The following is a 13,348-nucleotide window of genomic DNA, read 5'->3' on the forward strand; positions in this document are numbered from 1 at the left end:
AAATTGTAAAATCTATTAAAAGGTTAGTTCTACACCTAACATATAGGTTCTGGGTCTGGGATATGTACCATTATCATATCCCGGGTTAAATACTCCGGAAGTAAAATCTGGATTATAGCCTTTATATTTCTGAAATGTATGTATGTTTTGCAGCGTTGTATATACTCTAACATCCTGTAAAACATTATTAAAAACTGTATCAGGAAGCGTATATCCTATTGAGATCGTGTTAAGGCGTAGATAATCCCCTTTTTGTAACCAACCCGGCCTGTTTGAATCACGAGCATTACCATTAGGATCATTTGCTACGACTCTTGGTATATTAGTATTGGTATTTTCAGGTGTCCATCTATTAAGAATATCCTCATGAGAGTTTAAATAATCTGTAGACCACATTAATGTTCTATAGAGTCTATTATTTATATAATATCCTGCTGCACCCGAAGCAAATAAAGTAAAATCAAAATTCTTATATCTTCCTGTGAAATTGAGACCGTAATTTACACTTGGTATTGCACTTCCTAAAAAAGTACGGTCATCTGCATTAATGACTCCATCATCATTTAAATCTCTAAAAATCACATCACCAGGAGCGGTTAAAGCACTCTGGAATGCATGAGCATCAACCTCTGCCTGAGTTTGAAATATGCCTCCATATTCATATCCAAAATGTTGTCCTACTTCTGCACCTACTTGTGTTTTTGACCCTACACCATAAATGGGCTCATTATTACCCCCTAATGCAAGCACTTCATTATTCAGCGTACTGGCATTGGCAGAAATATCAAAACTAAAGTCCTGACCTTTATTGTAATGGTAGGTCAATTCCATATCAAGCCCTGTATTTCTTAGACTACCAGCATTTACTACGGGAGCTGTATTTATTGAACCGGTAGATGAAGGAATGGGCACACCTACTAATACATCTGTTGTCTTTTTATTGTAATATTCTACAACAAGATCGAGTGAGTTATTAAAAAAACTTGCATCAAGCCCTACGTTTACAGAAGTTGTTGTTTCCCATTTTATATCTTCAGAAATTATGCTTGTCTGTAGTCCACCGGTAGCAACGCTTCCATTAAAATTATAAAGTATATTCCTGTTAATTACTGGTTGATACAGGTAATCTGCTATATTTTGATTTCCCAGTTCACCATAACTTCCTCTTAATTTTAATTCACTAACAATCTCCTTTGGCACATTGAAGAAATTCTCGTTTGAAACTCTCCAACCTACAGCGATTGATGGAAATGTTCCGAATCGATTTGCAGGTGCAAATCGAGAAGAACCATCACGTCTTACGGTACCCGTTATTAAATATCTGTCATCATAATTATAATTAATTCGACCAAAGTAAGATGCCAGCGAACTGTAGTACTCGTTACCCGTAGCGGTTTGATTCTCACCATTTGATAAAACCGGATAATAAGGTTTAGGTAGATTTTCAGAATGTCCCGTGCGTACAACTGTAGAATTCTTTTGATATGTCTGCCCCAAAAGAACATCTAGAGTATGTTTACCTAAAGTCGCGTTATAATTAAGCGTATTCTCTACAAGACTTACAGTATAAATTCTGGAATTATCATCAAGCAGAGATTTCCCAGAATTGAAAAAGTAACCCATTTCAAAAGCAGGAACAAATGAGAAATCGCGTGCTACGGTTTTATCATAGCTTAAATTAAGTTTATAAGTCAATTTATGCTTGTCTGAATTTATAAGCTTAATCTCAGGATTTATAACAGCAAAAGTGCGGTCTACTTCTACAGAATTTGTGAACAAACTATTTATACCGGGAACATTTAAAGCAATAGTCTGGTGTATTTCTGAACTAGTACCTGCATAACCGCCTTCATTATTTTCATCAGAAAGAGCTAAAGTAGGTATGGTTATGACCAGATCGTTTATTAATGGTGGTCTGCCTCCCGTAAGTACATCACTTCTAAAAGTCAATGAATTTTCAAAGGAATGCGTATAATACAGAGATGGTGATATTTTGAAAATACCTTTTTCCATAACTGTATTAATTCTTCCGGAATAGCGCTCATAAGTAGGCCCATTCCCTACAAAGACTCCTTCATTTGCAAAATAATCAGCAGATGCATTGTACGTAATGTTTTCGCCCCCACCAGAAAAATTAAAATTGTGATTACGTCTGTTTCCACTTTTAAGACCAATTGACTGCCAGTCATTATCAATGTCGCTTACAAAAAGGTCTGAGTCAGGATCGTTACCTGCAATCAACGGTAAATTAGCATTGATACGTTTTTCATTTACAATCATTTGATAATCTACTCTTCCCAACACTGGCATTTTTTGAGTAACCTCATCAATCCCATAATAACCACTGTATTCAATTTTTAAGGGGGAATTCTTACTACCCGTTTTAGTAGTGATAATGACAACACCGTTAGCCGCTCTAGAACCATAAATAGCTCCGGCAGAGGCGTCCTTCAATATTTGAATGGTTTTAATGTCATTGGGGTTAAAATCCCGTATTGATGTACCAACAGGCACTCCGTCAACAATGTATAGTGGTTGATTATCACCAAAGGTAGCCACACCACGTATTCTTACATTAGGAGCCGCACCTGGTTGACCGTCACTGGTAACTGAAACTCCGGCAGAGCGACCCTGTAGTAATTGTGAAATATCACTATTTGAGACTTTTTGCGCTTCTTCAGCATTAATTACTGCTATTGACCCTGTTAGATCAGATTTTCTCTGGGTGCCATATCCCACAACGACCACTTCATCCAGAGCAGAAAGTCCTTCTTCTAAAGCAACATTGATAGAAGTTTTATTTCCTACCTCAATTTCTGTAGACTGAAAACCTACATAGGAGAAAACTAATACATCGTTTGCGCTGGCAGTAATTGAAAAATTACCATCAAAGTCTGTAACAGATCCTGTATTTGTCCCTTTAACTAAAACGTTTGCGCCCGGTATGGGAGAATTATTGGTCGCAGAAGTTACCGTACCTGTAACGGTAATGCTTTGTTGCGCCGTCATGCTTAAAAATGGCAGAAGAATAAGCAATGTGCTTAAAAGCCACTTTTGTTGAAGCCATCTTAATCGGCACCCTCCATTAGTGAATGTTGTCTGTATCATTTGCTGGATTTAAGTAATTATTTTTTATAAGTGTGAAATTTACATTTCCAAAATAATTAATAATTTCTTAATAAAACAAATTTATTTTAAGAATACTTTAGAAATACCCTTAAAGGCATATTAACATGACAATCGATTGCAAGCCAGCAAACGCATGATTTTTTTAAGGCTTTTAATGTGCCTTTAATCTGCAGTAACTTTTTAACTTAGCAAACTTATTTAAGACGTATGCTCAATAATTATAGTTCTGAAGACAAAGTTTTACTAGCTGTTGACTGTATAATTTTTGGATTTGATCAGGAAGAACTGAAAATATTGCTCATTAAGAGAGATTTTGAACCCGAGAAGGGAAAGTGGTCATTGATGGGTGGTTTCTTAAAGCGAACAGAGAATTTAGATGAAGCTGCAAATCGTATTCTATCTCATCTTACCGGTATACAAGATATCTACATGGAGCAGCTTTACAACTTTAGTAAGGTAGATCGAGATCCCGCAGAGCGTACCCTTTCTGTAGCTTATTTTGCACTTATTAATATCGCTGAGCACAACCAGGAATTGATCGAGCAATATTCGGCAAAATGGTTCTCAATTTCAGAAGCTCCAGATCTTATTTTTGACCATAATGCCATGGTAAGAAGAGCCATTAACAGGTTGCGACACAGGGCTATTACAAAACCAATTGGTTTTGAACTACTACCTGAAAAATTTACCATGAGACAACTACAAAAGCTGTATGAAGCAATCCTAAATGAGCAGCAGGATAAGCGCAATTTCATCAATAAAATAAACGCTCTCGATGTGTTGGTAAAACTCGATGAAAAAGATATGAATTCGTCTCGGAAGGGATCTTATCTATATCAGTTTGATAAAGAAAAGTACGATGAAAAAGTGCTGGATGGGTTTACTTTTAAAATTTAGCTTTTTGACTAAAATCGTTTGAAAAAAGCAAAAAATCACTTAAAATGATAAAAAATCGGTTGAAATCATACAAAAATCACCCAACTTAAAACACACAATACTAAAACAGTCAACCCCTGAATTCCCGTCATTAAACTAAAGGAGCGATTAGTATCTTTCGCACTCATGCCACTAAATTGAGAAACCACCCAAAAGTAACTATCATTAAAATGGGAAACCGTCATCGCCCCTCCTCCTATTGCCATAACCGCTAATGCAAATTGTAAAGGTTGATCCCAGCCCAAAGTGGGAATTATAGAAGCCAGCAATGATGAGGTAATTACCATTGCGCTGGTAGAAGAACCTTGAGCTGTTTTAAGAACTGCCGCAATAAGGAAAATACTGGCTAAAATCAGCAAGTCGCCAGAATTCCCGCCACTCATCCATTGTGCGATAAAATCTTTAAGCGGCGTCGCTTTTAAAACTCCGCCAAAAGCACCGCCGGCTCCCGTAATAATTAAAATAGGACCACTGACTTTTATCGCTTCAACAAACCATTTTGAACTTTGGCTTCCTGTTTTCGGCTTTAATAATAGCATCGCAGTTATCGCTCCCAGAAAAATCGCCACTAGTGGATTACTTATAAAGTCTAAAATCTCATTTTCAATTCCTGCGAAATTTAAAATAGTGCCAATTGCAATTAAAATAATGGGCAAAACCACAGGAAAAATAGCTTTAGTAAATGAAGGCAAAACCTGATTTTCAGGTTCTGCAGGTTCATCGGGAATAACTTCTTCTGCAGTAATATTCTTTCCTAATCTCTTCGAAAAAAACCAGGTTATGATTAGAATAGGAATAGCAAAACATAAACCCGTGATTATGATCGTTCCTAAATAGCCTGAAGCTCCTATGTTTCCCGCAGCCGCGATAGGTCCCGGCGTTGGCGGAATCAACGTATGTGTTGTATACAAACCTGTCGCCAATGCCAGACTTAAACTGGCTTTATTCGCTTTTCCCAGTTGGCTGAGTTTATCTGCAAGGCCGGAAAGCAAAATAAAACCGCTGTCGCAAAAAACGGGAACACTTACCACAGCACCAATTAGTGAAATTGCCGGAATGATTTTTCCTTCCCCCGTAAGGGCAATTATTTTATGAGCGATACGCATAGCACCGCCCGATTTTTCAAGAAAAACACCGATTACACTACCAAAAATGACAATTATGCCAATGTATCGCATGAGTCCGCCAAAGCCATCCTCAATAGCAGTTACCAAAGTTCCCAATGGCATTCCGGTAGCAAAACCTACAAAAAAACAAGCCACAATAAGTGCCAGAAAAGGATGCAGTTTCCACTTTGATGTGAGCAAAATAATAAGTACGATTGAAAGCGCAATGACGAGAAGCAATGGATAACCGGTGAGCATTACAGAGAATTTATTGTAATTTATGAAATATTAATATGTTTCGATGAAAATCCTCATAGCTCCAGATAAATTTAAGGGTTCGCTAAACGCGAAAGATCTTTGTAACGCTATTGCAGAAGGTATTCTTGTTAATTATCCAGATGCTGAAATAGTTAAATTCCCACTGGCTGATGGCGGTGAAGGTTCAGTTGATATTATTGAGCAGCACCTCAACCTGAACACAATTTCGCTAGAAGTTTGCGACCCCTTATTTAGAAAAATAACGGCTTCTTATAAAATCAACGAAACAACGGCATATATAGAAATGGCAGCTGCTTCTGGTTTTGATCTTCTTACTGAAGAAGAACGCAATCCCATGCTTACCACAACTTACGGAACGGGCGAAATGATACAGGACGCGCTAGATCGCGGAGTCAAAAAAGTGTATTTATTTATTGGTGGTTCTGCAACCTGCGATGCCGGGATGGGGATGGCACAAGCGATGGATTATCAATTTCTGGATAAAAACGGTGAAAATCTATCAGGAATTGGGAAAAATATGGCAAAAATCGCCACAATTATAACACCTAAAAATAGTAAGTACAGAAATCTTAAATGCGTTACTCTGTGCGATGTGAAGAATCCGCTTGCTGGTGAAAATGGTGCTGCGTATGTTTTTGGTCCACAAAAAGGAGCTTCGCCTGACCAAGTAAAATTACTGGATACAGGTTTGAAAAATTTCGCTGCAAAAGTGAAAGAATACCTCAATAAAGAAATTTCAGAAATTCCCGGAAGCGGTGCTGCCGGAGGTTTGGGTGGCGGCAGTATCGCTTTTTTAAATGCCAAACTAAAATCAGGCATCGACTCCATTTTTGAGATCGTTCAGTTTGAAAAGCAATTAAAAAATGTAGACCTCATCATCACCGGAGAAGGAAAACTGGATAAGCAAACTCTGGAAGGTAAGGTAGTTTCTGGAGTTTCCGCTTTCGCGAAAAAAAATAATATTCCACTTTATGTGATTTGTGGCGATGTTGATCTTAATGAAAGCGACCTCAAGAAATTGGGCGTTGAAAAACTTTCTTCTGTCATGCAAATCGCAAAAAACAAACAGGATGCTTTTGACAACACAGCTACACTGGTTAAAAAAATAGCCGAAAATATGCTTCAAAAGGGTGATTTTTAGTGCTTTTTGAACGATTTTCCCGCTTAAACATTACAACTTAACGCAACTTTTCATATTTAAACGTACTAGAATTATTCTCAGTAGTCTATAACAAATTGAAAATTTGCCTAACTGCTACAAGTCTAAAATTCTAATAACTTTTAATTGTTTAGTCCTTCGCATCAATATTTTTCCAAGTTCCAGAACTTGCTGAAGCTAATACAGCTTCGCATACCTTTTGCGTTTCAAGTGCATCTCTAAAGGTAGGATCACATTGTTCTCCTGTCTCCAGACTTTTTAAAAAGTTAGCCACATGGTGTACAAAAGTGTGTTCATAGCCTATAATTAGTCCTGGTACCCACCATTTATCCATATAGGGCTGATCACTATCTGTTACAAGTATAGAGCGCCATCCCCGAACAATAGAATCATCACTATAATCGTAGTACTCTAAACGGTTCATGTCTTGTAGATCCCAACGAATGGAAGCATTTTCTCCATTAATTTCTAAGGTATAGAGAGCTTTATGGCCTCTGGCATATCGTGTAGATTCAAAAAGACCTAAGGAACCATTTGTGAAGTGACAGTGAAAAATGCAGGCATCATCAATATTGACTTTCTGCACCTCTCCACTAGCTTGATGTACTCGTTCCTTTATGAAGGTTTCTGTCATCGCTGATACATCCTTGATTCCCCCATTTAGCCAAAGGGCGGTATCTATGCAATGAGCAAGAAGATCACCTGTGACGCCAGATCCTGCAGCATCAGCATCTAAGCGCCATAAGGCTTCTCCTCCCTGCGGCAAATCTGGACTTATTGTCCAATCCTGCAAAAAATTAGCTCTATAGTGAAAAATCTTACCCAGTTTGCCCTCATTAATAAGCTGTTTAGCTAAGGTCACTGCGGGCGCCCGCCGATAATTGTACCAAACTGTGTTTTTAACTCCTGCAGATTCTATAGCGGCAACCATTCTCTCTCCTTCTTCTAAAGTGCGGGACAACGGTTTTTCACAAAGAATCATCTTCCCCGCTTTAGCCGCTGCAATAGCTATTTCAGCATGCATGTTATTAGGCGTACAAATATCTACTGCATCAATATCTTCTCGTGCAATAATAGCTGTCCAATCAGTCTCTGTAGATTCATAACCCCACTGTTCTGCAAACGCATTTACTTTTTCTTTATTTCTGGAGCAAACTGCTTTAAGAACTGGTTTATATTCCAATTCAGGAAAAAAGTTAGCTACTCTATTATATCCATTAGAATGGGTTCTACCCATAAAACCACATCCTATTAATCCTATTCTTAACTCTTTTTTATTTCCCATAATTCTAATTTTCTATTAAGTTTTCCACCCATGTTGCTCGCGCACTTTTATTAGGGTAGCTAAAATATCATTCCATGTCTGTTGATTTGTCATTACCGAATTATCAAACATACACCCATCCCAGCATATGTGTTTAAATGCCTTGGTAAGTTCACCTTTTTCATCCCTCAACCAATATCCTGCATCATTGACGACGTCTAATTTTCCGTTGGGATCTGTGGCCAGACAATGACGTCCTGTTTTATCATGTGATCCGGTGCCATGCACCGTACCGTCATTTTGAGCTACATGAAAATCAATGGTCCAGGGACGCAAGGCATCGGTTACTTTTTTCAACGCTTTCGTTAGTGTTTCCCTATCATTCCAGTCAAAATCTTCTGGCAGAATGCGATCTTCAGGACGATTAGTTCCTAACAGATACAAAAGCGTATGTGACATATCTGCCTGAAAGCCGATGTTAGGCCTGTCTACCGCTTCTAAAGTTTCTACCATTGTTTTCCAACTATGCATACCGCCCCAACAGATTTCTCCTTCTGCAGCTAATTTTTCATCATAATCAGCCGCTATATCGCAAGCCTCAATAAAAGTCTTTGCAATAAGTGCAGTATTTTTTGCAGGATCTTTAGCCCAATCCTGAGGACTGGAAGCCGAATCTATACGTATAACCCCGTAAGAACGAATCCCGTGTTCTTTTAAGATTTTTCCGAAATGACAGGATTTTTTTACCATTTCAAGAAAAGCACTCCTATCGTCATCACTCCCTAAAACCGGGCCTCCCCATATAGGCGCTACCAGACTTCCTACTTTTAAATCATAGCTGGCTATTTTATCTCCTATCCTTTTAATCTCATCATCAGTGCTGTTTATATTAACATGTGGATCCAGCAATCCCAGATCGACACCGTCAAACTTAACTCCATCAACTTCTGCTGCAGCTGTCATTTCTAACATTTTATTAAAAGGAATTACGGGTTCAGAATCCGGCCCTTTTCCTACAATACCCGGCCAGGTGGCATTATGGAGTTTAGGGAAATTGTTGTTTTGCATAATCTTATATTTAAAATTAAACTAGAGTTCTTCTTATTAGAGCTTTTCAACTCTCAAGCCTAAAGCTTTAGATCTGGATTTTCAGGACCAAAATGTTTGAGCATTACTAATGGATCTGTGGAAGAGTTATTTACAATAGTAACTCCATCGTTTGCGGTATTCTCTGTAATAAAGAACTCATCATAAGTTAACTGCCCATATCTTATCAAAGCCGGAGTCTCAACATCCCAATCGCCCATTTTGCCATGGCCCTGCATCATAATCATTCCGTAAGCGGCACTATCTTTAATCGTTACTGTTCTGCCTGGCATAACAGTAAGTTCTTTAGCACTAAAAGCATCAGAACGATAGCATATCCAATTTTCTACATAACCATCCTGTTTCATTTCCTGAATGGGTCTAACAGGAATAGGACTCATAAAGCGGGTTTCAAGTAGATTTGGGTTTGTATTTAGTTCCCAGTCGATAACTTCCATCAATTGGTCAACATCACCAATTCTATCTTTAGGAGTACCATTCCACAGTAATTCCTCCGGTATTATTGCTTCATTTACGAGAGATTGATACATGGCAAATACATCTGAAGCCTTCTGGGGTTCATATGTACATAAACTTCCTGGTGCATGAAGCATCCCCGGTGGTACATCCCAGCCTGTCCCCGGTTCTAACCTAAATGCTGAAGAGTAATTAGTAATTTTATTATCGCCTTTGGTAAAATTGACCAGGCATTCCCGGATTTGCTCTTTCGTAGTGCCGGGAGTTATTCCAAAAAAAGTATAAGGAAAATCACCGCCATGATTATTTAACTGCGGGGGAAAATAATAGGCTTCCGGTTTTCCTTTTTGTCCTATTTTAGCAGCATGCTCATCATTATGATGAATATGATGTGGTAAAGGCCCCATGTTATCAAAAAATTTAGAATACATAGGCCAACTTTCATACTTATCCCATAAGCGATCTCCTATAATGGTTCCCTTTAAATCATCAATTGCATCTTTTAAAAGAATTTGTACTTCTTTATCTCCATCTTTTAAAACTATATGACTTAAGCCTTCATTTTCTCCTGTCAGAGGACCATTCTTTGCTGGTGTAGTAGATGAAAACCAACGTTCATCAATCCCTCCTCTTGCACCTCCTAAAATGTAGTAGTCATCAGGATGAAGCTTAATTCTTCTTCCTGGAACACAAAACGATCTTGGTACCCAAGTAGGAGTTAAGCGCAGAATTCCTTTTCCTTGCTCTAATGCGATTTCTGCTAAACTAGTTGCCATAGTATATTTCTTTTAATATTCAACTTATACTTATTTTCTATTTTTCAACGATTTGTAGTTCACAGTCGTAAGACCTGCTTTCTCCGGGTTTCAATAGGAGCAATTCACCCCTTTCTCTAGCTTTTATTTGGCCAATAGGTGGGTTTGTTCCTGGTTCAAAACCTAATACATATTCTCCTTTTCCAAAATGTTGCCAATTAGTCAACCATGGTAATTGCTTTTTCTGAAATCGAAGATTTAATTCCAGATCAATTTTTGGGTTATAAATCCCACATTCAGAAAAGCCCTCATGATCTGCTTCTATATCGATGTAAGCAGCCTCTTCCCCTCCTCCACAATGGCTATCTAAAGGTGGTTTACATGTATAGAAATCATTCTTATCTGTAAATAATACTGTATTATCTCCTTCTCTGGGTTTCCATTTACCTTTCCAAGAAATTTTAGATCCCTCATCTACTAAGGGCCAACCTAAATTAAAGTGGTATAAGAGCATATGTGGACTTACTGTATTGCCGCAATTAACTATTTCATCATGAATTACTATTTTTGCTTCTCCAAATATCCCTGAAATTGTACGTCTTAATTCAAGTACAGGACCAAAAATTTGAGCTTGCCTTATTATTCCTGTAATACTCATCTCCATTCTACCTTCTAGAGGATTAGGTTGTATTATGGAAACGATCTCAGCGGGAATATTGCTTACCAGACCGTGTAAACCACGCGCACCATTTTCATCCTCTTCAGGTCCTCCTACATGTGAAAGACCACATGTTGTTAATAACCCTCCACCAAAATTACGTAGCCAGTCGACCCCTTTATTTGCAAACCTTGCTGGAGGTAGTACTCCATTATGTCCTATCCAAGCTAGGCTATATTGATTGTAGAAGGCATCTGCTATATCCATAGCTCGATCTATAACTACCTTATATCGTAGACCAGACCCTGTGTTTATCCAGGCTATTCGTGTTCCTCTTCCTAAACCGTTATCTAAAACAGAGGTTTCTATGCCTCCCAATTGAGAAACATTTGATATTTTATTTTTCCAGCCTATATTATCTAATCCTTTAATCACGGGTTACTTACTTAATTCATACAAACTTCAAACACTATAGGTTAAAGCTTTTTTAATCTAATATTTCTGTACTCTACCTTCATAGGGGGACCAACATGCACTTGCACTCCTATTAATCCTGAAGATTTTCTATTAATACTATCATTATCTATAACATCACTCATTAAAATACCATTGATATAATGTTGAAGCTTGTTCCCGTTAATGACTAAATGGCATTCATTCCAGCCCTCCTCATTAATTTTAGTTTTAAGAGAATCAGAATTTCCTAAAGATGCTATCACTTCTCTGTTTTGCCAGGCGTTATTTTTCACATTAGCGCTTAAGGATCCTTTTAATTGGGGATTTTCTTGCGACGTTATAATCGCTTTCTCTCCTCTATAAGCCAGAGTGGTTCGTTTTCTCTCCTCGTAATTCTGACCTGTATATCTGTTTTGACCATCAATATCTGCTTGATATCCTCTGAGCGCATAGGGAACACTATCTAAAAGCTCGCTTCTGTAATTAATCCCGCTATTACCGTTCTTGGTAATTTTAAATTCTGCTTTTAACTCAAAATTTTCAAGTTCGCCACCTTCCCATATAATAAATGTGTTTTTTTTGAGCAAAGTTGTGGGGGTTACTTCTCCCACTAACTTTCCATCCTTCACACTCCAATAGGTTGTATTCCCTTTCCAACCGTCTAAAGACTTACCGTCGAAAATCTCAACAAACCCATTTTCTTTATCGTCTATTTGACCGGCATCATCAACCTGAGCTATTTCCCTTTTTTCTTTGCACGATTGAAAACTCATCAAACTACATATTAGTAGTACAAGAAAGGGCCTTAAAGAAAATCTTATATTCATGATTATTTGTTTTTATTCAATTGTTATAATAAACATACAGTCCATCCTTACCGGCTACAATAATATCTTTTCTCTTATTTCTGTCAAGATCTTCAATGCTAAAATATACACCGGTTCCTTTACCTTTCCCGTAAGGACCAAAGTCTATAATTTGCTTAGTAAAGCTTTCCCCATTCCACTTAAAATAATACAGGCCAATATCATCATTCCCCCCAGGATCATGACCATTGTGGGCATGATATCGCTTACCGGCTATAAGTTCATTTGAGCCATCACCATTAAGATCATCCCATTGCATAGAATGGTATTGAGAATTGAAAGGATCAATAGGATGCTTTACCCAGTGTTTTATTTGGGTTTTGGCATTCCTTCTTTGTTCATACCAATCTAGTCCATACGCATGTGCCTGACCTACTATGAGGTCATTCATTCCATCTTCATTTACATCTGCTACAATTATTGGAATACTTGCCGTGCCTAAATCAAATTCCTGATGCAATTTCCAAGTTTGATTGAAAGGATGCTCCGGAGCTTCTAACCAACCATTAGAGAGGATTAAATCTCCTCGTCCATCCCCATTTATGTCTCCAAAACCAAGTCCATGTCCATGTTTACCCATCAGCCCGTAAGATATAAATCCTCCTTTTCCATGCCCTAATTCATCTAATTCCAGTCTATAAATTTTTAGAGAATCATTAGGCGTATTAGGTATTATTTCGAGAATACCATCGCCATCTATATCCCATGCTCTAGTTGTTTCAATATTTCCGGTATTTGCAATTAGATGCTGCTTCCATTCGTTTTCATTGCCCGGATTCTCTTTCCAAATCAATTGCTTGCCAAACCAGCCTCCAGTTATAAAATCAAGTTTCCCATCTCCATTTACATCCTGAGAAATAGTGGAAAAATCATCCCAATAGTCTCCATAGCGTTTTGCAGCACCAATAGTATGCTTCTCTAAATAATCAGGTCCTTCATACCAAAATCCTCCGGAAATCAAATCCACTTTGTTATCTCCATTTACATCAAACACACCCACAGATTCATAGCTTTCTGATGCGATCTTAATTTTTAAAAACTTTAATGGCCGCCTTGATTGTTGAGCAGTTGCATTTTTAGACTGAGAAAATCCAGAAATACTGATTAATATCATTACTAATAAAATACCTCGCTCTTTTCTGAACATCAATACATGATTTTAGGAAAACCAGCTGCC

General features: G+C 37.8%; 10 protein-coding genes. 2 read left to right on the forward strand and 8 right to left on the reverse strand.

All coding sequences use genetic code 11. The features are described from left to right. Positions 1-15 precede the first annotated feature (15 nt). Positions 16-3,108 carry a SusC/RagA family TonB-linked outer membrane protein gene (locus tag ACH3O9_RS04060; RefSeq protein ID WP_416444654.1) on the reverse strand — a complete coding sequence of 1,031 codons (3,093 nt, stop codon included), beginning with the start codon at positions 3,106-3,108 and terminating at the stop codon, positions 16-18. A gap of 228 nt (positions 3,109-3,336) precedes the next feature. Between ACH3O9_RS04060 and ACH3O9_RS04065 the strand changes: the two genes are divergently transcribed. Beyond that, positions 3,337-4,026, forward strand: coding sequence for an NUDIX hydrolase (locus ACH3O9_RS04065; RefSeq protein ID WP_416444656.1), 690 nt, complete (start codon positions 3,337-3,339; stop codon positions 4,024-4,026). Positions 4,027-4,091: 65 nt separating this feature from the next. Here ACH3O9_RS04065 and ACH3O9_RS04070 read toward each other — a convergent pair whose 3' ends face one another. Then, positions 4,092-5,429, reverse strand: coding sequence for a GntP family permease (locus ACH3O9_RS04070; RefSeq protein ID WP_416444658.1), 1,338 nt, complete (start codon positions 5,427-5,429; stop codon positions 4,092-4,094). 43 nt (positions 5,430-5,472) lie between these two features. Between ACH3O9_RS04070 and ACH3O9_RS04075 the strand changes: the two genes are divergently transcribed. Further along, the gene (locus ACH3O9_RS04075) at positions 5,473-6,591 is read left to right on the forward strand and encodes a glycerate kinase (RefSeq protein ID WP_416444660.1); all 1,119 of its coding nucleotides are present in this window, start codon (positions 5,473-5,475) and stop codon (positions 6,589-6,591) included. A 148-nt stretch (positions 6,592-6,739) separates the two neighbouring features. On the opposite strand, the gene ACH3O9_RS04080 is transcribed toward ACH3O9_RS04075, so the two are convergent. From ACH3O9_RS04080 to ACH3O9_RS04105, 6 genes are all read right to left on the reverse strand, one after another. After that, the gene (locus tag ACH3O9_RS04080) at positions 6,740-7,894 is read right to left on the reverse strand and encodes a Gfo/Idh/MocA family protein (protein WP_416444662.1); all 1,155 of its coding nucleotides are present in this window, start codon (positions 7,892-7,894) and stop codon (positions 6,740-6,742) included. 15 nt (positions 7,895-7,909) lie between these two features. After that, positions 7,910-8,941: a sugar phosphate isomerase/epimerase family protein gene (locus tag ACH3O9_RS04085; RefSeq protein ID WP_416444664.1), complete on the reverse strand. Its 1,032-nt coding sequence runs from the start codon at positions 8,939-8,941 to the stop codon at positions 7,910-7,912. A 59-nt stretch (positions 8,942-9,000) separates the two neighbouring features. Continuing rightward, entirely contained in the window at positions 9,001-10,212 is a 1,212-nt protein-coding gene (locus ACH3O9_RS04090; protein ID WP_416444666.1) for a class I mannose-6-phosphate isomerase, read from the reverse strand. 37 nt (positions 10,213-10,249) lie between these two features. After that, a complete protein-coding gene (locus tag ACH3O9_RS04095; protein ID WP_416444668.1) occupies positions 10,250-11,284 on the reverse strand; it encodes an aldose 1-epimerase family protein in 1,035 nt (344 codons plus the stop codon). Between the two features lie 41 nt (positions 11,285-11,325). Further along, positions 11,326-12,078 (reverse strand): 3-keto-disaccharide hydrolase, encoded by a 753-nt coding sequence (locus ACH3O9_RS04100; RefSeq protein WP_416444670.1) that lies wholly within the window; start codon positions 12,076-12,078, stop codon positions 11,326-11,328. A gap of 70 nt (positions 12,079-12,148) precedes the next feature. Continuing rightward, a complete protein-coding gene (locus ACH3O9_RS04105) occupies positions 12,149-13,318 on the reverse strand; it encodes an FG-GAP repeat domain-containing protein (RefSeq protein ID WP_416444672.1) in 1,170 nt (389 codons plus the stop codon). Positions 13,319-13,348: the final 30 nt, after the last annotated feature.

Source organism: Leeuwenhoekiella sp. A16 (assembly GCF_047946675.1).
Lineage (GTDB): Bacteria > Bacteroidota > Bacteroidia > Flavobacteriales > Flavobacteriaceae > Leeuwenhoekiella.